This is a genomic window from Pseudoduganella sp. OTU4001 (assembly GCF_038440195.1).
Lineage (GTDB): Bacteria > Pseudomonadota > Gammaproteobacteria > Burkholderiales > Burkholderiaceae_D > Rugamonas.
The window spans coordinates 1-24,742 of the sequence record NZ_JASATG010000051.1; the positions used below are offsets into that span (position 1 = coordinate 1).

At 63.9% G+C, this 24,742-nt stretch carries 20 protein-coding genes; 5 read left to right on the top strand and 15 right to left on the bottom strand.

Going from position 1 to position 24,742, the window contains the following annotated elements; translation table 11 throughout:
• Both AAHE99_RS25520 and AAHE99_RS25525 read left to right on the top strand, forming a co-directional pair.
• The coding region (locus AAHE99_RS25520; RefSeq protein WP_342120708.1) for a sigma-54-dependent transcriptional regulator at positions 1–1,336 on the top strand (1,336 nt) is incomplete at its 5' end.
• Positions 1,337–1,475: 139 nt separating this feature from the next.
• The gene (locus AAHE99_RS25525) at positions 1,476–2,783 is read left to right on the top strand and encodes a sensor histidine kinase (RefSeq protein ID WP_342120709.1); all 1,308 of its coding nucleotides are present in this window, start codon (positions 1,476–1,478) and stop codon (positions 2,781–2,783) included.
• Here the strand turns inward: AAHE99_RS25525 and AAHE99_RS25530 are convergent.
• Positions 2,780–4,414, bottom strand: coding sequence for a methyl-accepting chemotaxis protein (locus AAHE99_RS25530; RefSeq protein WP_342120710.1), 1,635 nt, complete (start codon positions 4,412–4,414; stop codon positions 2,780–2,782). The two genes, AAHE99_RS25525 and AAHE99_RS25530, sit on opposite strands and share 4 nt — an antisense overlap.
• Positions 4,415–4,553: 139 nt before the next feature.
• On the opposite strand from AAHE99_RS25530, the gene AAHE99_RS25535 reads away from it, so the two are divergent.
• Both AAHE99_RS25535 and AAHE99_RS25540 read left to right on the top strand, forming a co-directional pair.
• Positions 4,554–5,072 carry an FxDxF family PEP-CTERM protein gene (locus AAHE99_RS25535; RefSeq protein ID WP_342120711.1) on the top strand — a complete coding sequence of 173 codons (519 nt, stop codon included), beginning with the start codon at positions 4,554–4,556 and terminating at the stop codon, positions 5,070–5,072.
• Positions 5,053–5,805, top strand: a complete 753-nt coding sequence (locus AAHE99_RS25540) for a spermine/spermidine synthase domain-containing protein (RefSeq protein ID WP_342120712.1) — start codon at positions 5,053–5,055, stop codon at positions 5,803–5,805. The genes AAHE99_RS25535 and AAHE99_RS25540 overlap by 20 nt, the downstream gene beginning before the upstream one ends.
• A gap of 782 nt (positions 5,806–6,587) precedes the next feature.
• Here AAHE99_RS25540 and AAHE99_RS25545 read toward each other — a convergent pair.
• The 14 genes from AAHE99_RS25545 to AAHE99_RS25610 form a co-directional block, all read right to left on the bottom strand.
• Positions 6,588–6,842 (bottom strand): hypothetical protein, encoded by a 255-nt coding sequence (locus AAHE99_RS25545; protein ID WP_342120713.1) that lies wholly within the window; start codon positions 6,840–6,842, stop codon positions 6,588–6,590.
• Positions 6,839–7,390 (bottom strand): hypothetical protein, encoded by a 552-nt coding sequence (locus AAHE99_RS25550; protein WP_342120715.1) that lies wholly within the window; start codon positions 7,388–7,390, stop codon positions 6,839–6,841. The genes AAHE99_RS25545 and AAHE99_RS25550 overlap by 4 nt, the downstream gene beginning before the upstream one ends.
• A 484-nt stretch (positions 7,391–7,874) precedes the next feature.
• Complete coding sequence (locus tag AAHE99_RS25555; RefSeq protein ID WP_342120718.1) at positions 7,875–12,935, bottom strand: RHS repeat domain-containing protein; 5,061 nt, start codon at positions 12,933–12,935, stop codon at positions 7,875–7,877.
• A 214-nt stretch (positions 12,936–13,149) separates the two neighbouring features.
• Positions 13,150–13,695: a GspMb/PilO family protein gene (locus AAHE99_RS25560; protein WP_342120719.1), complete on the bottom strand. Its 546-nt coding sequence runs from the start codon at positions 13,693–13,695 to the stop codon at positions 13,150–13,152.
• A 164-nt stretch (positions 13,696–13,859) separates the two neighbouring features.
• On the bottom strand, positions 13,860–14,336 hold the full coding sequence (locus tag AAHE99_RS25565; RefSeq protein WP_342120721.1) for a chemotaxis protein CheW: 477 nt from the start codon (positions 14,334–14,336) through the stop codon (positions 13,860–13,862).
• A 13-nt stretch (positions 14,337–14,349) separates the two neighbouring features.
• Complete coding sequence (locus tag AAHE99_RS25570; RefSeq protein ID WP_342120722.1) at positions 14,350–16,032, bottom strand: methyl-accepting chemotaxis protein; 1,683 nt, start codon at positions 16,030–16,032, stop codon at positions 14,350–14,352.
• Positions 16,033–16,052: 20 nt separating this feature from the next.
• Complete coding sequence (locus AAHE99_RS25575; RefSeq protein WP_342120724.1) at positions 16,053–17,333, bottom strand: EAL domain-containing response regulator; 1,281 nt, start codon at positions 17,331–17,333, stop codon at positions 16,053–16,055.
• Entirely contained in the window at positions 17,326–18,399 is a 1,074-nt protein-coding gene (locus AAHE99_RS25580; RefSeq protein ID WP_342120727.1) for a protein-glutamate methylesterase/protein-glutamine glutaminase, read from the bottom strand. The genes AAHE99_RS25575 and AAHE99_RS25580 overlap by 8 nt, the downstream gene beginning before the upstream one ends.
• Positions 18,396–18,905, bottom strand: a complete 510-nt coding sequence (locus tag AAHE99_RS25585) for a chemotaxis protein CheD (protein WP_342120728.1) — start codon at positions 18,903–18,905, stop codon at positions 18,396–18,398. The genes AAHE99_RS25580 and AAHE99_RS25585 overlap by 4 nt, the downstream gene beginning before the upstream one ends.
• Before the next feature lie 2 nt (positions 18,906–18,907).
• Positions 18,908–19,723: a CheR family methyltransferase gene (locus tag AAHE99_RS25590; RefSeq protein WP_342120729.1), complete on the bottom strand. Its 816-nt coding sequence runs from the start codon at positions 19,721–19,723 to the stop codon at positions 18,908–18,910.
• A 9-nt stretch (positions 19,724–19,732) separates the two neighbouring features.
• Complete coding sequence (locus AAHE99_RS25595; protein WP_342120730.1) at positions 19,733–21,907, bottom strand: chemotaxis protein CheA; 2,175 nt, start codon at positions 21,905–21,907, stop codon at positions 19,733–19,735.
• The gene (locus AAHE99_RS25600; protein WP_342120731.1) at positions 21,904–22,194 is read right to left on the bottom strand and encodes an STAS domain-containing protein; all 291 of its coding nucleotides are present in this window, start codon (positions 22,192–22,194) and stop codon (positions 21,904–21,906) included. The genes AAHE99_RS25595 and AAHE99_RS25600 overlap by 4 nt, the downstream gene beginning before the upstream one ends.
• Entirely contained in the window at positions 22,191–22,559 is a 369-nt protein-coding gene (locus tag AAHE99_RS25605) for a response regulator (protein ID WP_342120732.1), read from the bottom strand. The genes AAHE99_RS25600 and AAHE99_RS25605 overlap by 4 nt, the downstream gene beginning before the upstream one ends.
• Positions 22,560–22,573: 14 nt before the next feature.
• Positions 22,574–23,722 (bottom strand): methyl-accepting chemotaxis protein, encoded by a 1,149-nt coding sequence (locus AAHE99_RS25610; RefSeq protein WP_342120733.1) that lies wholly within the window; start codon positions 23,720–23,722, stop codon positions 22,574–22,576.
• Positions 23,723–24,043: 321 nt separating this feature from the next.
• Between AAHE99_RS25610 and AAHE99_RS25615 the strand changes: the two genes are divergently transcribed.
• Positions 24,044–24,676, top strand: a complete 633-nt coding sequence (locus tag AAHE99_RS25615; RefSeq protein ID WP_342120734.1) for a Crp/Fnr family transcriptional regulator — start codon at positions 24,044–24,046, stop codon at positions 24,674–24,676.
• Positions 24,677–24,742: the final 66 nt, after the last annotated feature.

Below are 24,742 nucleotides of genomic sequence, written 5' to 3' on the forward strand. Positions count from 1 at the left end.
CGTACTCATCATCGACGACAACGCCGCCGTGGCGGTCGCCCTCGAAGTCCTGTTCTCGCTGCACGACATCGACGCCCTGCGCGCCGCCTCGCCCGAAGAGGGGTTGCAGCTGCTCGACCAGCGCAGCGCCAGCATCGACCTGGTGGTGCAGGACATGAACTTCACGGCCGACACCACCTCCGGTGCCGAAGGCGTCGAACTGTTCCGCGCCATCCGCCAGCGCCACCCCGACCTGCCGGTGATCCTGCTGACCGCCTGGACCCACCTCGACGCCGCCGTCGACCTGATCAAGGCCGGCGCCGCCGACTACCTGGCCAAGCCGTGGGACGACAAGCGCCTGGTGGCCACGGTGCGCAACCTGCTGGAACTGGGCCAGGCCAACCGCGCCCTGAACGCCCACCGCAGCGAAGAACTGCGCCAGCGACGCGAACTGGAACGCTTCAACCTGCGCGGCATGGTGATGAACGACCCCGCCACCGAACGCGTGGTGTCGCTGGCCTGCCAGGTCGCGCGCGCCGACGTGCCGGTGCTGATCACCGGCCCCAATGGCACCGGTAAGGAACGCATCGCCGAAATCATCCAGGCCAATTCCGCCGTGCGCGGCGGCCCCTTCGTGGTGCTGAACTGCGGCGCCCTGCCGGCCGAGCTGATCGAAGCCGAACTGTTCGGCGCCGACGCCGGCGCCTACACCGGCGCCGCCAAAGCGCGCGAAGGCAAGTTCGAAGCCGCCGACGGCGGCACCCTGTTCCTCGACGAAATCGGCAACCTGCCGCTGGCCGGCCAGATGAAGCTGCTGCGCGTGCTGGAAACCGGCCGCTTCGAACGGCTCGGCTCCAACCGCGAACGCCAGGTGCAGGTACGCGTGATCAGCGCCACCAATGCCGATTTGCCAGCCATGATCCGCGCCGGCACCTTCCGCGAAGACCTGTACTACCGCCTGAACGTGATCGAACTGCGGCTGCCGCCGCTGGCCGAGCGCCCCGGCGACATCCTGCCGCTGGCGCGCCACTTCCTCGGCCCCGAGCGCCAGCTGCAGCCGGACGCCGAAGCCGCCCTGCTGGCGCACGGCTGGCCCGGCAATGTGCGCGAGCTGAAGAACGTGATGGCACGTGCCAGCCTGCTGGCGCAAGGCGCAACCATCACCGTGCCCGACCTCGGCCTGCCCGCCGCCGCCGGACCGCTGCACGCCGCCAGCGAGCAAGAACCCGACCGCGACGCCATCGTGCAAGCGCTGCAGCGCGCCAACGGCGTGGTAGCCCAGGCTGCCGCCGAGCTCGGCCTGTCGCGCCAAGCCCTGTACCGCCGCATGGAACGCCTCGGCATCGCCCGCCCATGAAGCGCCGCCATCGCGTCCAGACAGTCCAGCCCGTGTCCACCTTGGGGTCAGGCTCTTTGGTAGACACGGCCACAGCCGCCACGCGGCTGGGCTCGTGTCCACCAAAGAGCCTGACCCCAAGGTGGACACGGAGTCGGCTATGAGGCTGTCGTTGCTGACGCGCTGGTCGGCGCTGGTAGGGACGTTGACGGCGACCGGGATCCTGATCGCGCTGGGACTGGACCAGCTGCTGCCGGACCACCCTTCCATCGTGCTGGCGATTTCCCTGCTGTGCCTGGTGCCGCTGGCGGTGATCACCATCCGCGCCCAACTGCAGCGCCAGCTGTCGCTGTACCGCGCGCTGACCGGCACCGTGACCAGCTACCGCGATAGCGACTTTTCCTTCAGCCTGCACTGGCCGCACAACGATGAACTGAGCGACCTGGTGGCGGCGCACAACGAACTGGGCGAAGTGCTGCGCGACCAGCGCCTGGGCCTGGTGCAGCGCGAGCTGCTGCTCGACACCATGGTGCAGCACACGCCGGTGGCCATGCTGCTGGTGGCCGGCCATGGCGCCATCGTGTTTGCGAATATGGCGGCGCGCCAGCTGGTTAACGATGGCCGCAAGCTGGAAGGCCTGCATTTGCCGGACTTGCTGGAGCGCGTGCAGCCGGCGCTGCGCGAGGCCATGGGGCGCGGCGGCGATGGCCTGTTCACCATCGGCGACAGCGAGGAGGAGGAAGTGTTCCACCTGGCGCGCCGCAGCTTCAGCCTGAACGGCCGTCCGCATGAATTGCTGCTGCTGCGCCAGCTGACCCAGGAACTGCGCCGGCAGGAAGTGCAGACCTGGAAAAAGGTCATCCGCGTGATCAGCCATGAGTTGAACAACTCGCTGGCGCCACTGACTTCACTGGCCCATTCGGGCGCCGAGCTGGTGCGCCGCGGCCAGACCGAGCGCCTGCCGCAAATCCTGGCCACCATCGAGGAACGCACGCGCCACCTGGAGAGCTTCATCCTCGGCTATGCGCGCTTTGCCAAGCTGCCGACGCCGCGCCTGGACCAGCAGCAGTGGGGCGCCTTCCTGGCCGCCCTGTCGGAGCAGGTGCAGTTCCAGCTGCGCGGCGAAGTGCCGGCCGAGCCGCACGCCTTCGATGCGGCGCAGATGGAGCAGGCGCTCCTGAACCTGCTGAAAAACGCCCACGAATCGGGCTCGCCGCCGGCGGAGGTGGCGCTCGAACTGCGCCGCCAGCAGGGCATGCTGCGCATCGAGGTGCAGGACCGCGGCCCCGGCATGAGCGAGGCGGTGCTGGCCAATGCGCTGGTGCCGTTCTACTCCACCAAGCGCAGCGGCACCGGCCTGGGCCTGGCGCTGGCGCGCGAAATCGCCGAGGCGCACGGCGGCCGCATCACCCTCGCCAACCGCGAAGGCGGCGGCCTGGCCGTGACCCTGATCCTGCCGCTGGCTTAAGCGGCGCGGCGCGCGCCCGCAGCCGGACGCGGTAAGGCCGGTGCCGGCAGGCCGCCGGCACGGCGCAGTGCAGCGCCGCCACGCTGCGGCTGCAGCTTGAACACGCTGACCGATTCCGACAGGTGGGCCGCCTGCTCCTGCATTGCGCTGGCCGCTGCGGCAGCCTGCTCCACCAGGGCGGCGTTCTGCTGCGTCACCCCGTCCATCTGCGCGATGGCGTCGTTGACCTGGCCGATGCCGGCGCTCTGTTCGGCGCTGGCCTGGCTGATCTCGTTCATGATGTCGGTCACGCGGTGGATGCTGTCCACCACTTCATCCATCGTGCGGCCAGCTTCGCTGACCAGGCGCGTGCCGGCTTCCACCTTGCCGACCGAGGCGTCGATCAGGTCCTTGATCTCCTTGGCCGCCGCCGCCGAACGCTGCGCCAGGCTGCGCACTTCGGAAGCCACCACGGCAAAGCCGCGCCCCTGCTCGCCGGCGCGCGCCGCTTCCACCGCCGCGTTCAGCGCCAGGATATTGGTCTGGAAAGCGATGCCGTCGATGACGCCGATGATGTCGACCACCTTGCGCGAGCTGTCGTTAATCTCGCCCATGGTGTGCACCACCTGCGCCACCACGGCGCCGCCCTTGACCGCCACTTCCGAGGCGCTGGCGGCCAGCTGGTTGGCCTGGCGTGCATTGTCTTCGTTTTGTCGCACGGTGGCGGTCAGTTCCTCCATCGAAGATGCGGTTTCCTCCAGCGCGCCGGCTTGCTGCTCGGTGCGCGCCGACAGGTCAAGATTGCCGGCCGCGATCTCGCCCGAGGCCGAGGCAATGTTCTCCGTGCCCTGGCGCACGTCGCCGACGATGCGCACCAGGCTGTCGTTCATGCGCTTCAGGGCGCGCAGCAGCTGGCCGGTTTCGTCGCCGCGCCGGCTGTCGATCTCGCTGGTCAGGTCGCCGTCGGCCACGGTTTCCGCCACTTGCACGGCGCGCGCCAGCGGCCCGGTAATGGAACGCGCCAGCAGCACGCCCATGCCAATCGCCGCCAGCATGGCGCCGGCCGCCAGGCCGCCCAGCAGCAGGCGGCTGTGCAGGAAGTCGTCATGGTTGGTGGCGGCCTGCTGCTCCATGCGCGCGGTCTGGTTGGCCACCAGGGCCAGCACGCCTTGCTTGTAGGCGTCCAGCTGCGGGCGCAATTGCCCCATCATGAAGGACTGGGCCGCATCGCGCTCGCCGGCGCGCAGCATGGCCAGCAGGCGCTCCAGGCTGGCGCCGAACACGGCATCGGCATCCAGCACCTGCTGCAGCGCGGCCTTGCCGCTGCTGGACACCACCTGCGCCTTCAGGAAGTCCAGCTTGGCCTGCATCTTGCCGCGCGCCTCGCCGATCAGGCGGTATTGCTGGTCCTGGTCGGACTTGTCGCTGACCAGCAGCACATTGCGCAGGGCGATGCCGATGTCGTTGATGTCGTCCATCGCTGCGCTGGCTTCCATCGCTTTCGGGAAGCTGTCCTGCACGATCATTTGCGAGCCCGCATCCAGGCGGCCCAGCATGGCGATACCGATGGCGACGCACACTAGCAGCAGGATATTCATGACGGCAAAGCCCAGCGCAAGGCGGGTGCCGATTTTCAGGTTGGAGGTTTTCATAGTGAATTTATTATTCTTGGGAAAGGTCGGGGGCGGTTTGATCTTAGTCAAAAGGCATGCATGATATTTCAACAATGAGATTTCTGCTGGCTATGGTGAGAAATGCAGGCACACCGCCTGCGTTTTGAGGAGAGCAATCATGGATATGCGAACCTGCCTGGCAGCCGCTGCCCTGCTGGCGGCGGCCGGCGCCGCCCGTGCCGACGACCTGGCCAGCAACGTCAACCTGGGCGGCAGCGCCAGCCACCAGTCGGCCGCGTTCGGCGTCACCCACCGCTTTACCGACACCTTCAGTTTCTCGCCCAGCGCCGGCAGTTTCCTGGTCGATGCCAGCCTGGTCACCATCGGCTTCACGCCGGCCGCCGATGTCAGCTTCCTCTCCGCCATGGTCAACGGCCACGCCATGACCCTGACCGCGCCCGGCGTGTTCGAATACGGCTTCCTGGCGCCCACCACCATCCTGGGGCCGCTGGTGCTGACGGTGAAAGGCTATGTCGATACGCCGGGCAGCGTGGGGCCGGCCTCGGCCAGCTACGGCGGCACCTTGAGCGTCAGCGCGGTGCCGGAACCGGCGCTGGCCAGCCCGCTGCTGGCCGGGCTGGTGGTGGCGGCCGCCGCCGGGCTGGTAAACTACCGGCATGCCGATCCGAAAGTTTGACCAGCCTGGTTTTCCCCCTGCCACCATCACCGAATTCGAAGGGGTCCGTTCGCTGCACCTGGGCACGTCCTGGGTGCAGGGCGCGATGCGCCTCGCCAAGCCCGACCTGATCGAGCTTGAGTACGTACGCATGATGATGATGTGGACCCTGTTCCTGCCCGCGCCGCGCCATATCGTGCAGCTGGGCCTGGGCAGCGCCGCCCTCACCAAGTTCTGCTACCGCCAATTCCCCAAAGCGCGCGTGACCGCCATTGAACTGAACCCGAACGTGATTGCGATCTGCGAAGCGCAGTTCGCCCTGCCGCCGAACGATGCGCGGCTGGACGTGCGCCAGATGAATGCCATGGATTTCGTGCTGGACCGGCGCAACCACGGCACCGTGGACGTGCTGCAGGTGGACCTGTACGACGAGGAAGCGCGCGGCCCGGTGCTCGACTCGCCGGAGTTCTACCAGGCCTGCGCCGACTGCCTGGGGCCGGACGGCATCATGACCACCAATGTGTTCGGGGAATTTGAAAACTACGGCAAGAACCTGGAGCACATGGAGCAGGTGTTCGACGCCGTGGTCTGGCTGCCGGAAGTCCACGATGCCAACATCGTGGTGATCGCCTTCAAGCGCGCGCCCTCGATCGACTTTTCAGTGCTCTATGGGCGCGCGGCCCAGATCCGCAAAACCATGAACCTGGATGCCCGCCCCTGGGTCGACGGGCTGCGCGACTGGATGGCCGGGTGAATGCCGGCGACTACTGCGCCCCCGTTTTTGTGAGTTAGGCAACCATTCTATCCTCGATTAACCGCACCCCATTAGCAGCTGGCATTGAACTGATCACGTTGCAGCCCTGCGGCGCCATCTCGGTCAAGGCCGCGCAGCGCCGTAGGGCTTGGCCTTGACGGCCCGGAGCAAAACACCCTCGGTCATGCGGTGCAAGGCGGGTTTTCGCCTTGCACCGCATGCAGACTCGGGGTTGGGGTTGCGTTCACACTGACTAACGGCGAAGCGCGGCGGCAAGCGGAGGCGCGGGCGCCGTAGCGCGCCCTGTAGCCCTGACCATGTTGCGCGTTCATACTGACTGACGGCAGCGCGCGGCCGTAAGCGCCGTAGGCGCGCACGCCGTGGCGCTGACCGCTTGATGCGCCCTCAAGGCGCACATGCGGGCTTGGCAGCCTCGCAGGGGCGCAAGACATAACGCCCGTTCCGTCAACCCGCAGGGCACGTAGGCGAAGCCGGAGCGATCGGCTCAAGGAACGAAGCGCAGCGTAGTGAACGGGCCGATTTTGACGGAATGCCGCGTTATGTGGAATTGGCCGCGCAGCGGCCAATTTCCCCCGGAGGGGCTGTGCCTTTGCCGGTGTTAACCTGACTGACGGCGGAGCGCGGCGGCAAGTGCCGCGAGGCGCGCGCCACCTAGCCCGCGAACGAACCAAGCGTGGCCTTTGCTTTCCGCGCAGCGGCTGGCGGTATCGCACAGCGACTGACTAGGTGGTCCGCCATTGCGTCCGGACAACTCACCCAAACTACCTCATAAGATTTGGTCGATTCAAGAGGTCAATTAAACGCTCCAACCTAAGCCCATAAGCCGTTGGTTCGGAATCGACATTTAAACCCCTCTCACAAAATTCCGCAGACACAGCACTAATGATTTCCTGACACTCCCCCGCAGTTAATTCACCGGCACTCATACGATTCACAAGCTCAGCGCGATGTGGTATCCGCGCCAAAACCACATCGCGGGCAATCGACAGAAACTCCTCATTCAACGCAATTTTCATGGCACTCGTACTCCTGACGAATTTGTTGCCCAAGTTGTGATGACCTTGCCTTCGCTGTTAACGACAATCACTGCATCTTTGCCTGTCATCATAAACCGCCCACCGCTCTGGCCAGATATGCTCAACGGGTTCTTAAATGCATCCAAGATCGCGTGAGGCGCAACGCCCACGCCGTCTCGTGAAATGGCTTGGTTAAGACCGTGCTTTGTGTAGCCAGCAAGCTGGCCTGGCAACCTCGCGCCTGCAGTCTCTTCTGCGGAGAGCTGCATTCTGAGTCGAGCGGCCTGCAGCGCGCTCTCGGCGCCTGTGGTTGTCGCGCCGGCCCCGGCTGCACTGCCAAATACCGCGCCCCAAAGAGACTTCACCACCCGAAGAATGCCACCGCCAGCTACATACGTCGCGGCAGCCGTCTCACCGCCAGTAAATGGCTCGATCCCATTCTCCCGCTTCATCGCGACATCATAGTTCGCATTCTGATTCGAGCAGCTAATCGTAGGAGATGTGCAGCGCCCATCTTGAAGCGCTTGCCTGTCGACAGTCTTTTGCATGACGCCCATACCATCATTTGTAGGCGTTCCACTGATTGCCGAATCTACCTTGCACCGATGTTAACGAATCGCTGGCACGACTTGACGTCGAGAGTGCCCTTTGCTGCATCGTGCCAACAAGTGGCGGCCGCCCCATTCCTAGGAAGGCCTATCCAGCCGTGCTCAAACGCATCGCCTAGCCATTTCATTGCGCTAAGCTGTCCATTCAGTGATGCCTTTATTAACCAGCCCGCAGTCAGCCGATCTCTTTCACCCGGCGTGAATTCCACCCCGAGGTCTCCCCCGCTACTTAGGAGCAAAGCGATGCTCTCTTGAACTTCGCGATCGCCTCGCTCTGCCAAGGGAAGCCAGAGCTGATAGGCGCGAGCCAAGTTTCCTTGGTTCGCCTCCTTCGCCCCGAGACTCTTCGCATCCTCACTCGCGCAGGCGCAGAGCGCAAATACCAGAGAAGAAATTAGCATACAAATAATCTTCATTGTTATCTCTATGGTTGATACTTGTGTGGAACGACCTGTTCGTAATCAGCTGCTGTCGGACGTGGATTTTGATTCGCCATGTTTTGCCACATTTGACCGTGCCGCTTCAACATAAAGTAATCTGCCACCATCTCTGCACGCTGTTCGAGTCCGTACTGCATAAAGGTCTTTCCAGGCGCCAGTGGCCAGTAACTGTAATTCCTATCAAAAGCTGCCGAACGTACGTTTTCACCATTCTGGGTTTGGTATACATGGCCAAGTTCGTGAATGAAAGTATGCTGCGCACTCACCGGCGCCTTCGAAAAGTCATCGTAATAGCCCTTGTCATTTGGATGGAAATATATATTCCCATCCGGAGACATTGCGCGGTCATCTGGCTGGAAGAAATACGCTTTACAACGACAGATCATCGGCAACGAGTAGTCTATTGTCGGGTAAACCGTCTTCCCAAGTTCCTCCTCGCCCTTTGTCAATGCCCTTGACGCCCCCTCGGCCAGACTAACGGAATGTGCCGCCTGCTGCTGCGGCTGGGAATACAACAGCACGGGTTCGTCACCCTTGATTGCCGATTCTTTAAACTTAACCGCTAAAGTCGTGACTTTTGCAATCCTAGTACCTGTAGGGGCCTCTTGGCGCACTTTGACTATAGCGCCTTGGTAGCCCAAGACCTGCAATCGTGCAAACACATCCCCAATGGATTGGCCACTGACTCTCTCCCCCCGAATAATTTCTGTTTGGAAGCCAGTTGGATCAACCAGGTTAGTGGGATTGTTGAACACATAGCTATAACGGCTATAGTTCTGCCCATTCATCGGATCCTGGATGATCGGGTCTCCCGACATGAACCGTGCCGTGAACGGATCATACACGCGGCCATTCATGTGCACCAGATCCAGCTTATCCAGCATCTCATGGCCGGTGAAGCCCTTGTTGTCGAGCTCGCCATCCACATCATCTGGGCTGGCTGTTCCCGAAAGGTTGCTCCGCTTGCCCCACGCATCGTAGGCCATGCGTTCCTCCAGGTTGCCATTGCTTCCCGAAAGCGCAATCACGCTACCAAGGCGGTCCTTGTGCGCCCACAGCAGCTGAGTCGGCTTCACTACGCCGTTCTCAATCTTGTCGACCTCAAAGCCAATGCCGTTTGGCCAGTAAGTCCGGATGGTACGCGCGCCGGCAGTAACCTCCACCTCCTGTGCGCCGGCATAGACAAAGACCGTCTCGTTACCACCATCGTTACGGCGCTGGATGGTGCGCTGCAATTCCGGGCCGTAGCTGAACTGGCTCGTTTGAGCGCTACCTTTGCTAATTGACTTCGGCATGTCGAACGTGGTCCAGCTGGCGGTCTTCATAACCCCCGCGATGGCTGGGCTGCTGGTCATGTTGCCGTTGATGTCATAGACGAACTCGCCGTCAATGCCGTCAATCGACTTCACGGCGTGTGGCCGCGCTTCGTCTGAGCCCTGCCGGGGGTAACGGTAATCGCCATTGCCCACACCGCTCTTGGACTTAATGCTGCCGTCGGCATAATAGGTGAAGATCTGCTCGGTGCTACCGACCTTGCTGGACTGCAGGCGATTCAAGCGGTCGTATTCGAAGCTCTCCATGAATCCGCCAATATCCCAGTGCAGGCTGCGCTGCTCGACGTTGCCCAGCGCATCGTAGACGTAGCTCTGCTGCACTCGCAATCCATTCACACCGACCACAACATTGTCGCCAATTAAACGGCCCGATTGTGGGTGGAACCCGGTTTCTTGCGTCAAGCCGTTCCCCAGCTTGATTTTGCGCGGACGATGCGCGGCGTCTTGCTCGGTCACTTCCCACAACTTTTGACCTTTGCGCTCAATGCTCGCCAGGTGGCCCTTATCGTTGTACCGTAGGGAGAACTCCTTGATCGATTCGCTGCCGCGTCGATGGATATGGCCTACCGGACGGCCCCAGTCGTCGTAGCGCACTTCGCTGCTGTAGCTGATGTTATCCAATACTTGCGTAGTCAGCGACGGGCGGCCAAAGCGGTCGTAGGAGTGCACCCGCTGGTAATCGGTGGCACTGCCTTTTCGCGTATAAGCTTGGGCCAGTTGGCCTTTGCCATTCGGTGCGGTATCAAATACCCAGACGGCATTCATGTCCCTTTCCGTCCGACTGGTCATACGGCCCAGCAAGTCGTAGCGGAATTCGGTGCTATGGCCGCCAGCGCGCTGAACGGGGCTCGATTGCGTCAGCACGCGGCCCAGCGGGTCCGGTGCGTATTCAATACGCCCCAGGTCCGGGTCGACCAGCGCGGTGCGTCGGCCGAGCTTGTCGTACTCGACTTTGATCACGTTTTTGTTCGGGTCAATAGTCTTGTTCAGGTTGCCGAATGGGTCGTACCCGAACTCGGTGACGCCTTGTTCAGCATCGGTGACCATTTGGACTTGGCCAAGCACATTGCGCTTCTCAGTGCGCGAGTAGGTCCTGGCATTCGTTTGCGTGACCTCGAAGCCGTTGTAAGCGGTTGTCTGCGACTTGTCAAAACCGTCTTCATGCTTGACGGACTGCGTGACTGGGCGGTTCAGGATGTCGTACTCGGTACTGCTGGCCATAGTGGCCGCAACACCCGCGAACGTCGGTTGGCCTATCCAGTTCAAGCGGCCCTGCGAGTCGTAGCGCTGCTCTACGTAAGTGGCCGTTCCGTCGAAGGCATAGCTCTGCGTGCGCAGAACATGGCCCACCGCATCGGTGAAGATCAAGCGTGGGGCGGCGATCTGCTTGCCATCGTAGTAGTACTCGGTAATTTGCACGGCTGCTGCGCCGCTCGCTTCCGAGCATGCTCCTGCACAACGCTTGAACTTGAAGAGCGTCTCCGTCCCATCCGGCCGGACCTCTTTGGTTACGCGGCCGAAACCGTCAACACTCCACGAGTAGCGCAGGTTGTTAGCATCCACACGCAAGGCAAGTGCGCCATTGGCCGCAAAGTGAACCAGCGATTCCGTCAGGTCGTTGGCGGCGGTGCCGTCAACCTGGCGTTCGATTTTGCTTGGGAAGCGGCCATTGTCATCGTACGTAGTTTTCACGTAGCGCGAAACATCGGCCTTGCTGACCGGGTCACGCCAGGTTTGCGTCCTTTCTGTTTCCACACCAAATACGGAGCCATCGCGCTTAATGCGAGTGACCACTTGCAGAGCCAAATCACCGCTCTCGATAGTTTCCGTTTCGAGCAAGCCTTTCGTTGTATAGGTGTACGCAAGCTTACGCTCGAGTTCACTCGATTCGCCATTCTTGCGCCAGGTCGTCACCGTTTCAGGCAGTCCGATTATCCAATTGTCTGCGTCGGCCCTATTCTTGTAGCTCGTCGTCACTTTGCTTTCGTATTTGCCATTGCCGGTCGCAGTTTCATCGCGTGTCAGCAGATTGCCGAAGTCGTCGTACGTAAAGCTCGTAAATATGGTGCCGAGATCCGAATTGTTCAGGTCCTTGCGCACTACATTGGTCGTCGACACGTACGGGAAGTATCGTGCCTGCGCGCCAGGCTGTTGCTTGTGTGCGAGCACATGATCCGTTTGCGCCAGGGTCACGGTGCCCGAACGCACGGTGGTCGACCGAACCATTCCGTTGTACGGCCAACGTTGGCTGTAGCGAGTAATTGTCTCAATGCCCGTGTCGGCATCGGTTGCCGTCACCGTACCAAAGCCCAGCGAACCGCGTCCGGCAACATCGATTGCGGCATCAGCGTAGCGGTAGTTCGTGACACGATTGCCTACGTGGCCATTGCCCACCGAGAGCTGGCTGACGATCTTGCCAGCCTGGGGCGCCAAATGTTGTGGATAATTGCTTGCCGGGAGATCGTTGTTACCGTCGCGAACGACGATACCATGTGCCAAGCCATCCGCATAGGTCACGGACGATACCGAACCCAGGCCATTGGTCACTTGGTGAATGCGATCCAGTGCCTGTCCCTCCTCAGATACGTCCTGAGGTTCGTAAACTTCCCAGTTGCCGGCTTCACTCCATTGATTATTGATAAATTTACCGGCGCGATAGATCACCACTTGGGTTCGGCCAGTTCCGTACAAGTCCAAGAACAGCATCTGATCCGTGGCTGCGGTAGGGCTGAACGTAGGCAGCAGGAGGGTCAATCCGCTCCAATCTGCGCAGCTCATCCGAATGTCATTCGCGGCAGTGCCCATACCGGTCACGCGGCACATCTCAAGTTCACCTGTCGGCACCGGGTAGAAATCCGGGCTCTCGCGGCTCTTTTCGATCAGAACCGAAGGCTGGCCGTCGCCAACGAAGTTCCCTATTGCGCGCACGAACTTATACTTATCGCCAGAGTGCTGAGGCACCGGAGCACAATCAAGATTGCGGCCAGTCGACAGGCACAGGGTCTGCTCTTTGCGCGTTACCTTGGCAAGCTGCGTCGCGCCGTCGATACTCACTTCCACGAAACCGAACAAGAGATTGCTATACCCCGAGCCGGTGAAGTCGCCAGTTAAACCGCCACCAGGCAGTGGGACATCGAAATAGTACGGAGCCGGATTGCACCAGATACGGTCGCCAGAGATGCCGCAAGCAGGCGCAGGGTACTCGCCATGCGGATAGTACGCCGCCATCTGCCCTACGCGTGCCGTACCTGGCTTGCGGAAGTCAGTGATCACGACTTGCGGCAACAGGTTTTCCCACTCCAGACCGCCGGCATACTCTCCATTTTCGCTGTTGTATGCCTCGCCTCGGAAATACGGCAACGACCAGCGTACGTCGGTTGGCTTTCCAGTACCGTTGAAGTCCACCATTTCCCGGTAGCTGATATAGGTCTGCAATGGATCAGCCTTAAAGCCAGCGCTGGTCGCACTGTCAGTCGGCAACACGGCGTAAGGCGGCTGATTGTCAACAAGCAGTTGGTCCTGAATGGCCAGTTGCGCGGTTCCCCTTACTGCATCGATGGACGAATACAGTGCACTGCGACCATCGCCCTCCACGTCAATAGCGTAGGGTGTCGCGCCAATCCGATTGCCGCCCACGGCGGGACGGACGGACGTTGCTTCACAGGTAAAGATGATTGTGGCGGAGGGGGCGGTGGTGCGGGTGCTTGCCAATGGCGCGATTCGAACGGATCGTCATCGCTGGCGAGCCACGCCACTTCATTGGTGGCAGCAGTTTCCACAGTCTTTTGCGGCATAGGGCGAGGCGGCCCAACCGGCGCCACGATGGCGATGTCGTCACCCTCCTCCTCCACCGGATAGGCAATGGCTGCGACAGTCGCCGCGAGAGCGCACAACAGGACGGTCCATCGTCGTTTCGCGTTCATATTTAAGCCTTGTGGAAGAAGGCGGAGAAGCCAAGATCACACGACAGCTGCTGGGGAGGTGTGCTCTCTCGCGCGCAGTGGACTGAATCGAGTGTGACGTGGGGCATTTCTGCCGCCAGCGCGGCGACAAACTTCCGAACTTCGATGTAACGGCCTTTGACTGTCAAAGTGACCCGATACCGCATATATGGCTGACGCTCGCCCTGCTCGAGCGTATATGCAACCTCATCGACCGGCAAACCAACTCCAATCGCAGTTTCATGAAACTGCGCGGTGAAGTCCTGGCTCGAGAATTTTGGCAGGTCGGGTGCCGACTGGCGGGAGGCGACGCTCTGCGAGGGAATGGGTGCGCTGATTGTTCTTACGCGGGCAGCGCGCAGTGACGCGACAACAGCTTCCTGCCGCTGATTTTCCAAGGCTGCCCCTGCCCACGCAACAGCCGTCGCCACTGCGGCACTGGCGGCAATAGCCAACGCCATCACGGCGGCGCGATGCTGGCGCCAGAGGGCGCGTAAGTGAAAGTTTATGCGGGAAAAGATTAGGCTCACGGCGGGTTTCACGCTAGTGCAAAACATGCAACACTAATTTCCACGTGGAAATAACATGAAATTATACAAGCGCACCCCGCACAACAATCTCTCACATTGTCACAACGCAATAAAAGGACAAACGGCACCCGCAGGTGCCGTTTTGCTTTGTGCTGAGGCAGCGCTCAGGCTAGTTCCGGCACCGCCGCCATGGCGGCGATTTCGCTGGCCGACACCACGTTCTGGATATCGAGCAGCAATACGAACTTGCCGTTCACCTTGCCGATGCCCTGCAGCAGGTCGGCCCGAACGCGGGCGCCGAACGGCGGTGGCGGCTCGATCTCGGCGGCGCCGATATCGATCACCGCGTTCACCGCGTCGACCAGCAGGCCGATCACCATCACATCGTCGTCGTTGCGCACTTCCACGATGACGATGCAGGTGCGCTTGCCGATCGGCGACGGCTGCCGCTCCAGGCGGCAGGCCAGGTCCAGCACCGGCACCGCGGCGCCGCGCAGGTTGATCACGCCGCTGATGCAGGCCGGCATATGCGGCACCGGGGTCACCCCCGCGTACTCAATGATTTCGCGGATGGCGAGGATGCCGACTGCGAAGGTCTCGTTGCCCAGCATGAAGGTCAGGTATTGCGTTGGTGCGGTCATGGTGGGCTCCCGGTCAGAACTTGACGAACTGCGATTCGTCCGGCTCGGTCATCTCGCTCATCTTGCGGCCGCCGGTCGCGGCGCTGGCCAGCTTCAGCTTGCGCACGCCGGCCGAGGGCGCACTGGCCGCCACCGGACGCGCCGCCTGCGCCAGCTTGAAGTAGGAGATGGCCTGCTGCAGCTGCTCCGCCTGCGAGCTCATTTCTTCGGCGGTGGCGGCCAGTTCCTCGGAGCTGGAGGCGTTCTGCTGCGTCACCTGGCTCAATTGGGTGACCGCCACGTTGATCTGGCCCACGCCGGAGGACTGCTCTTCCGAGGCGGCGGTGATTTCCTGCACCAGGTCGGAGGTGCGGCGGATGTTCGGCACCATTTCGTCCAGCAGCTTGCCGGCTTTCACCGCCAGCTCCACGCTGCTGCTGGCCACTTCCTGGATCTCCTGCGCTGCCACCTGGCTGCGTTCGGCCAGCTTGCGCACCTCGGCCGCCACCACCGCGAAGCCCTTGCCATGCTCGCCGGCGCGCGCCGCTTCGATGGCGGCGTTCAGCGCCAGCAGGTTGGTCTGGTAGGCGATATCGTCGATGATGGAAATCTTGCTGGCGATCTGCTGCATGGCCTGCACGGTGGACTTGACGGCCTCGCCGCCTTCGGCCGCTTCGTGCGCGGCCTTGCTGGCGATGGCATCGGTGACCTTGGCGTTCTCGGTGTTCTGCGAGATCGAGGCGGTCATCTGCTCGACCGAGGCGCTGGTCTGCTCGGTGCCGGCGGCCTGCTCGCTGGCGGCCTGCGACAGGGCCTGCGCGGTGGCGCTGACTTCCTCGGAGGCGCTGGCCAGCGACTCGGCGCCGCTATTGACTTCCTGTACCACGTGCGACAACTTGTCGAGCATGGTCTTCATGGCGTACAGCAGCGAGCTGCGGTCGTTGCGCTTGAGTTCCACGTCCACCGTCAGGTCGCCGTCGGCCACGCGGCGCACGATCTCGGCGGCGTAGCCTGGGTCGCCGCCCAGCTGGCGCAGGATGCCGACCAGCAGGAAGGTGCCAATGCTCAGCAGCAGCACCAGCGCCACGGCCGAAGCGATCACCATCTGGCTCTGCGCCTTTTCCGAGGCGGCGTCGGCTGCCTTGTTGGCTTCCTCGCCATAGCGCACATTCAGATCGATCAGCTTGTCCAGCAGCGCTTCAGCAGCCAGGAATTTTGACAGGGTGTCGGCCATCTGGCGGTGCAGTTCGACGAACAGCTCCTTCTTGCGCGCGGCAGTGTCGGCACGCAGGATCTGCTGCACGATGGCGGTAATCTGGCTGTCCTGCTGCTTCCAGGCGTCCCAGGCGCGCTGGAAGTCCTTCCACACGGCCGCTTCCTCGGTGGTTTGCGGCAGCGGCTCGTAGCCTTTCAGGCCGCCTTCGGCGCGGGACCACAGGCGCTGCTTGGTCTGCAGGCGCTCTTCCAGGCCGCCCCAGCTTTCCGGATAGGCGCCCATGGCGTCGATACTGAGGTTGACCGAGCGCACCGCGGTCTGGCCTTCATTGGCGATCTGCAGGTAGTACACCGACGGCGCACGCACCTTGGCCACCTCATACAGCATGGCGCCCTGCTCTTTCAGGCCGCTGAAAGAGATCACCACCACCAGCCCCAGGGCCAGGGTTGCGACGGCAAGCAAGGCGATGATTTTCGCCCGCACAGTCAGACTCGATAACATAAAACTCCCCTTTTCAGATCTCAGATAAATGATTGCTCGTCGCCGCCAGCTGCGGTTCTTTCTTCGGCCAGCGCTTTCAAACGCGGACGTTCGCGCAAGACCCAGCTGGCCAGCTGGGAGCCTTCCATTGGCCGCGCCAACAGATAGCCTTGCGCCATTTCACAGCCGAGGCCGCGCAGCAGCTGCCAGTCGGCCTCCGTCTCCACGCCTTCGGCCACGGTGGCCACGCCGAGGCGCTGGCCCAGTTCGATCGCGCTGCGCAGCACCACGTGGCGGTTCGGCCAGCGCGAGGCGCCGTGCACGAAGGCACGGTCGATTTTCAGTTCGGAGAACGGGCAGCGCGCGAATTGCTGCATCGACGAATAGCCGATGCCGAAATCGTCCATCGCCAGCCCGAAGCCCATCAGGCGCAGGCGGCCCAGGTTGGCCAGCGACTGCGACAGCTGGCGCATCAGCATGGTTTCCGTGACTTCCCAGATCAGGTTGCGCGGCGCCACGCCGGATTCGGCCACCAGCGCCTGCAGGCGTTCGATGAAGCTGCGGTCGCACAGGTTGTCGGCCGACAGGTTGACCGAGCAGGCCAGCGCCGGCATGCCGCAGGCGTGCCATTCCTTCAGCCGCTCCAGCACCTGGCGCACGATCTCCAGCGTGAAGCCGGCCATCAGCGGCGAACCTTCCAGCGCCGGGATGAAATGGTTGGGCGCCAGCAGGCCGCGCTCGGGATGCTGCCAGCGCGCCAGCGCTTCCACGCCCTTCAGGCGGCCGCTGCGCATCGACACGCGCGGCTGGAAGAACGGCACGAACTGGCCCTGGCCCAGCGCCGCCGCCAGCTCGTCCACGCTGGGCTGCCAGGCCGCCGGCGCGGCGGCCATGCGCGCGGTCTTGTGCGCCGAGGCCTGCACCAGCAGTTCCATCAGCGCTTCCATGCGCACCGGCTTGAGCAAGGTGCCCAGCAGGCTCAGGGTGCTGTCTTCGGCCGCCATGCTTTCGATCACTTCCAGCAGGCGCGGGTCCTGCGCGCTGCACACGATCAGGTGCTGCGCCAGGTTGCGCAGCGCCAGCTGGCTGGTCAGCTCGATGCCGTCCATGCCCGGCATTTCCAGGTCGGTCAGCACCAGGTAGGGCTTCGGCGCCGCGCCGCCTTCCAGCAGCTGCAGCGCTTCCAGTCCGTTGCCCGCTTGCAGCACGGTGCCGAAGCCGGCCTGCGCCAGCAGTCCACTCAGATAATTGCGCTGGGGGACGCTGTCGTCCACCACCATCACGGTCTGTCCGCGCCAGGCGTGTTCCATCGGTTTATCCATTAAGTTGCGCCAGGATTTCACGCGGCACGGCGCCCAGCGGCACCGAGCGCCGCACGCCGCCGCGCTTGACGGCTTCTTTCGGCATGCCGTACACCACGCAGGTCGCTTCGTCCTGCGCCACGGTGTCGGCGCCGGCTTCGCGCATCTCCAGCAGGCCGGCGGCGCCGTCGTCGCCCATGCCGGTCATGATCACGCCCAGCGCGTTGCTGCCGGCCGCCTTGGCGACGGAGCGGAACAGCACGTCGACCGAAGGCCGGTGCCGGTTGACCAGCGGGCCGTCCACCACCTCCACGAAATACTGGGCGCCGGTGCGGCGCAGCAGCATGTGCTTGCCGCCGGGGGCGATCAGGGCCTGGCCCGGCACCACGCGGTCATTGGTTTTCGCTTCGCGCACGGCGATCTGGCATACCTTGTCCAGGCGCGCGGCAAAGGCCGCGGTGAAGGCTTCCGGCATATGCTGCACGATCACGATGCCGGGGCAGACGCGCGGCAGCGTGGCCAGCACTTCCTCCAGCGCCTGGGTGCCGCCGGTCGAGGTGCCGATCGCCACCACGCGCTGCGTGGTTTGCACCATGGCGCCCGGCGCGGCGGCGGCCAGCACCGCGTCGGCATTCTGGCGCGGCGTGGGCGCCTGCACCGTGGCGCGCGCGGCCAGGCGCCGCACGTTGGCGCCGGCGGCGCTGCGCACGGCGTTGATGAATTCCAGCGCGCTGTCCTGCAGGTAGCGCTTCAGGTCCAGGCGCGGCTTGGCCATCACCGCCACGGCGCCGGCCGCCATCGCTTCCACGGCGGTGGCGGTGCCCTTCTCGGTCAGGGTGGAGCAGATGATGACCGGCGTGGGCCGCTCGGCCATCAGCTTGCGCAGGAAGGTCAGGCCGTCCATGCGCGGCATCTCAACGTCCAGCACAATCACGTCCGGCCAGCGCACCTTCATGCGCTCCATGGCCAGCAGCGGGTCGGCCACGGCGTGCAGCACCTCGATGCCGGGCGTACCGCCCAGCAGCCCGGTCAGCACCTGGCGCACCACGGCCGAATCGTCGACGATCAGGACTCCGACCTGCTTCATACCAGGGCCCTCGCCGGCAAGGCCGGCACCATGTCCGGATGCATCTGGCGGCACAGCACTTCGCCGGTACGCACGTTGAAAATCACCTGGCGGTGGCCTTCGCCGTACAGGCTTTCGCTGACCACGGTAATGCCGTGCTGCTGCAGCAGGTCGCGCGCGCAGTCGCCGTTCTTGCGACCCACATCGCTGCCGCGCATCAGGTCGCCAAACATGGCGCCGCCGCCAAAGACCTTGGCCTGGCATTGGCGCACCGGGATCTGCAGCTGTTCCAGCCCCTTGACCAGCAGCGGTACGGCGTCGGCGCCATAGGTGGCGGCGGCGGCCGGATTGGCGCGGCGGCGCTTGTCGCCGGGCAGCAGGAAGTGCGCCATGGCGCCCACCTTCATGCGCGGGTGCCATAAGGTGACGGCGACACAGGAACCGACCACGGTGCGCACGCGGTGCTGGCCGTCGCCGACGAAATAGTCGCCGGGCAGCAGGAAAATATCGACCATCTTGTCGCTCATACTCATGCCTTGCGGTAGATGGAAGGGGCGAGCGGTTTCACCGCGCTGCTGATTTCGTTCAGTGTCTCGGAGTGGCCCACGTACAGGTAGCCGCCGGGTTTCAGGTGCGACAGGATGCGCGCCACTACCTGGCGCTTGGTCTCCAGGTTGAAGTAGATCATCACATTGCGCAGGAAGATCACGTCGAACATGCCAAGCGGCGGCAGTTCCTGGTTCAGGTTCACCTGCATGAACTGCACGCGCCGGCGCAGCGCCTTCTCGATCAGCATGGTGCCGGTCTGCGGCCCCTGGCCTTTCAGGCAGAAGCGCTTCAGGTACTCGGGCGGCATGCGCTCCAGGCGCTCCATCTGGTAATGGCCGCTGCGTGCGCGCGCCAGCACGCGGCTGCTGATATCGCTGCCCACCAGCTCCCACGGCCGCTCGGCCAGTACGTCGCTCAGGGTCATGGCGATGCTGTACGGCTCCTCGCCGCTGGAGCAGGCCGCGCTCCAGACGCGGAACGGCGCCTCGCAGCGGCCCGCTTCGCGCCAGGCCTGGGCGCTGGAACGCAGCGCCGCGAAGTGGCGCGGCTCGCGGAAGAAATAGGTCTCGTTGGTGGTCAGCAGGTCGACCGCGATCTGGTGCTCGGCGGCGTCGGCGCCGCTGTCGAGCAGCTCGATGTACTCGCCGTAGCTGCCCAGCTGCAGGTGCGCCAGGCGGCGCGCCAGGCGGCCGCTGACCAGGGCCTGCTTGCCGTTGGCCATGCTGATGCCGGTCGCTTCGAAAATGAAGCGGCGGAACTGGTTGAACTCGGAATCGGTGATCGACAGCATGGGCATGCGGGCTCCTTACGCTGCAGCCGGAACGGCTTCCGGCGCGGCGGACACCAGCGCCAGCAACGCCGCCACGTCGATGATCAGCGCCACCTCGCCGCTGCCCATGATGGTCGAGCCGCTGATGCACTGCACCCCGGCGAACACCGGCGATAGCGGCTTGATCACGGCCTGGCATTCGCCCAGCAGGGTGTCGACCAGCAGGCCGGCGCGCTGGCTGCCCAGCTTGAGCACCACGATGCTCTCGCGCCGCGTGGCCTGGCCGTCGATGCCGAATACGCTGCGCAGGCGCGCGAACGGCAGCATCTGGCCGCGCAGGTTGACGTACTGTTCGCCGTTGGCCGGATGGTATTCGATGCACTCCTCCACCATGTCGAGCGGGATCACGAACACCGAGGCGCCGGCCTGCACCTGGAAGCCGTCGATGATGGCCAGGGTCAGCGGCAGGCGCACGGTGACGGTGGCGCCCGCGCCGGCCACGCTGGCGACTTCCACGCTGCCGCGCAGCGCGGTGATATTGCGCTTGACCACGTCCATGCCGACGCCGCGGCCGGACAGGTTGGTGACCGCGTCGGCGGTGGAAAAGCCGGCTTCGAAGATCAGGTTGTAGATTTCAGCGTCGCTCAGCTTGCGCTCGGGGTCGACCAGGCCGCGCTCGATGGCCTTGGCCAGGATCTTTTCCTTGTTCAAGCCGCCGCCGTCGTCGCTCACCTCGATCACGATGCTGCCGGCATCGTGGTAGGCGTTCAGGCGGATCATGCCCTTGGCCGGCTTGCCGCGCGCCAGGCGCACCTCGGCCGGTTCGATGCCGTGGTCCATGGCGTTGCGCACCAGGTGCAGCAGCGGGTCGCCGATGCGCTCCACCACGGTCTTGTCCAGTTCCGCGTCCTCGCCGCTGACGGACAGGCTGATATCCTTGCCCAGTTCGCGCGCCACGTCGTACACCACGCGCTGGAAGCGGTTGAAGGTGGCGCCGATGCGCACCATGCGCAGCTCCAGCGCGGCGTCGCGCACTTCCTCCACCAGGCCGCCCAGCACCGAGGTGCATTCCTGCAGCTCCGGGTGGCGCAGGCGCTGGCCCAGCATGTCGGCGCGCGCGCCGGCGATGATCAGTTCACCCACCAGGTCGATCAGGCGATCGAGCTTGCCGGCGTCGATGCGCAGCGAGCGGCTGTCCGCCTGCTTGGCAGGCTCCACGACCGCCAGCGGCGCGGCCGGTTGCTGGCGCGTCAGCGCGGCGGCCACCACGGTCGGTGCCACGCTGCCGGCATCGACCAGGATATCGCCCAGGCGTTCGCCTTCCATGATGTCGCCGTCGGCCTGGCGGCGCAGCGCCTGCTGCAGCTCGCGCTCGGTGATGCAGCCGCAGCGCACCAGGATGTCGCCCAGGCGCGCGGCCTGCAGCGGCAGCGCTTCCAGCAGTTCCAGGTATTCCGACACCTTGCTGTGCGGCGGCAGGATGCGCAGCTGGCAGTCGTCCTGCACGAATTCAAACACGCCCTCGATCTCGGCCTTGGAGGCCTGGCTGTCGAAGGCGATCTCGAAACCGAGGTAGCACAGCTCCGCATCCATGTCTTCCGGCAGCGGCAGGCCGTCGCTCAGGGTGACGATGCCTGCGATGCGTCCCAGCTTGCACAGGTAGCGCAGGAAGGCCAGCGGGTCCATGCCGTTCTGCAGCACGCCCGGCGCGAAGCGCAGCGAGATGTGCCAGAAATCGCCGGCCACGCCGGCGTCGGCGCTGGCGGCATCGGCGGCATGGTCCGGCGCGGGCGCTTCGGCCGGCGCAGCGGCGGCAGGCGCCTCGCCCAGGTGGCGGCGCAACTGGCGCAGCAAGGCCTCGCTGTCGGCCGCCCCGGCCTCGTCCTGTTCCAGCTGACCCGCATCCAGGCGGTCGACCATGGCCGACAGGTGGTCGCAGCAGGACAGCAGCAGCACCACCAGCGGCTCGCCCAGGGCGACGCGGCCGTCGCGCACTTCGTCGAGCAGGCTTTCCACCACATGGGTGAAGCCGACGATGTGGTCGAGCCCGAACAGGCCGGCCGAGCCCTTGATGGTGTGGGCCGCGCGGAAGATGGCGTTGACGGTATCGCTGCTGTCGGCGGCGCCGGCAGACAGCAGGGCATTTTCCATGTCCTCCAGCAGCTCGCGGCTTTCGAGGACGAAGGTGTGCAGCGCTTGGTCGAGATTCATTGGCTAACCGTGCTCAAGGCATCGCCGAACCAGGCACCCAGGTCCAGCAGTTCAAAGACTTCCAGCACCGCCGCGCTATGGCGCCGCAGGTGCAGTTCATGGCCCAGCGCATTGGCGGCCTGCTTGGCCAGCATCAGCACTTGCAGGCCGGCCGTATCGAGTTCGCTGACGCCGGACAGGTCCAACTCCAGCGCGGGCGTTGCCGCCACCGCCGCCAGCAGGTCCTGTTTCAGTTCCGCGGCGCGATAGATATTCAGCTCGCCGTCCAGGGCCAGGGCGGCGCTCATGGCAGGCAGAGTTTCTGCACCGCGTTCAGCAGCACTTCCGGCTTGAACGGTTTCACCACCCAAGCCTTGGCGCCGGCCGCCTGGCCTTCGCGCTTTTTCTCTTCCTGGCTTTCGGTGGTCAGCATGATGACCGGCGTGAAGCGGTAGTTCGGCAAGGCCTTGAAATGCTTGACGAAGCTGATGCCATCCATATTCGGCATATTGACGTCGCTCACCACCAGGTTGATCTTCTGGCCGTTCAGGCGCGCCAGCGCATCGGCGCCGTCGCGCGCCTCGATCACGTCGTAGCCGGCGCCCTTGAGGGCAATGCCGACCACTTGCCGCAGGGACGCGGAGTCGTCGATCACCATAATCGTTTTAGCCATGGGAGTGTCTTTCTTCAGAAGAATGTGATTTCGTCGTCGGCCGGTGCCGCCAGTTGCTTGGCTTGCCCGGCGTGGATTGCGTGCTCGTCGGCCATCGCATAGGTTTTCTGCAGCGCGCTGAGCACAGCGTCCGCATGGGGCGCACGCAGCTCGCGCTGGGTGCTGAAGTCGTCGTGGTTGTCGCGCAGGACCTGCGGCAGCAGCGCCATGTTGTCGCGCACGTGGCTCATCACCTGGCTGACGCGGTCCTGGAACTGCAGCTGCACCAGCGCCTGGCCGATTTCGCCCTGGATGCCGATGCTGTCCTGCTTGAAGCGCTCGGACGCTTCCTGCAGGCCGTCGGTCACCTGGCGGAAGTCGGCCAGCACGCCTTCGATGGCTTGCTGCGCCTGTCCCAGCGCGGCGCGCTCGCCGGCGCTTGATTGTTCGGCGGCCTTGCTGGCGGCCACGATGGCGGCGCTGATCTGGTTGGCGCGCTCGCTGATACTGCGGCCGGTTTCGGCGGAACGGTTGGACAGCTGGCGCACTTCCTGCGCCACCACCGCGAAGCCGCGGCCTGCGGTACCGGCGCGCGCCGCTTCGATGGCGGCATTCAGCGCCAGCAGGTTGGTCTGGGCCGCGATGCTGGCCACGCCTTCGGCCATTTCGCGCAGCTCGCGCGTATATTGTTCCAGCGACTGGATCTGGGCCAGCAAGGACTGTTTGCTGGTCATGGCGTCCTGCATGGCATGGACCACGCCGCCCAGCTGGCGCTCGCTGCTGCCGAACACTTCGGCCACGGCGCCGCCGCCGCCATGCACATCGGCGTTATGCACGCTCTGGTCAAGCCGGTCGACGATGCCGGCAAAGCGGCCGGTCAGTTCGGTGACCGCCTCTTCCATCTGGCTGCGGCAGGATTCGACGTGGCGGCTCCACACCGGCATGACGGACTCGCCGAACTGCTGGCGGCCGGCCAGGTAGCGGTCGATCATGGCATGGGAGGCGGCCTGCGCGGCCTGCGCACGGAGAGCGGAAAAGAGTCCGGCGGCCAGCAGGGCAAGCGCGAGTGCGATGCTGCCGCCCCCCAGTTTGCCCCAGTACAGGCTGCCTGCTGCGCCGGCCATGGCGATCAGCAGAGGGAAAACGATTTCCGGCTTGGCCCACCGGTTTTGCAGCAAGGTCATCGGGACACTGTTGAGTTCGAATTCAACCAGTATAGGAAGTTTCCACACGTCACCGATTCAACTGGTTTAATTCGTCAAAAATATGTGGGAAATGTTTCTCAACAATCAGTGGAAATGTAACGCGCGGCGAAGTAGTATAGCTACAAACGACCGTGCTTTTCGTTTAAATAGTTGAAGTTTTTCAGGTACTTATTAAAATTAGCCTGCAATGTGCAACATCCGCATTGTTTGGATTGCAGCGCTCCTTTCGGTAGTTTATATTGCGGAGCTGTTGTTTCAAATTAGAAACAATATTGTCAAAAAGACTAAGAGTAAACCGCAATGTCCGATGTATTTTTACAACAACGTGAAGAGTTCAGCGAGTACACCATGCGCTGCGTGGGTGTATCGCGCGAATTGTTCGACCAGTTCAATCGTTTACTGGCGCCGCACGTGACCCAGGTGCACTTCCGCAAGGGAGAATTCCTGCAGCGCGCCGGCGTGCCGGCCAGCGTTGCCTACTGGCTGTACCGCGGCGTGGCGCGGCGCGGCATGCTGACCAAGGACGGCACCGATGTGACGATGGCGTTTTCCGCCGAAGGGGATTCCTGCGGCTCGCACCACGACCTGCTGGCGGCCCAGGATGGCCAGCCGGCGCAAGAGTTCATCGTGGCGGAAACGCCGGTGACGGCGCTGCGCGTGGAGTGGGCCACGCTGGCCCGGCTGCGCGAGGAGCACAGCATCATGCGCGAGTACTACCTGAAGGTGTCGGAACACTCGATCCGGCGCTACTCGCAAAGCTGCCTGATCCGCAGCATGACTTCGGCCAACTGCCGGCTGGAGGCGTTCCGCCAGCAATACCCAAGCCTGGAACGCCGCATTTCGCAGAAATCGCTGGCCTCCTTCCTGGGCATCACCCCGCAGTACATGTCCACGCTCCTGCGCCAGGAGCAGGAGCGGGACGACTGCGTTTAAAAGTCGGGGGGGGGGGGGGGGGGGGGGGGGGGGGGGGGGGGGGGGGGGGGGGGGGGGGGGGGGGGG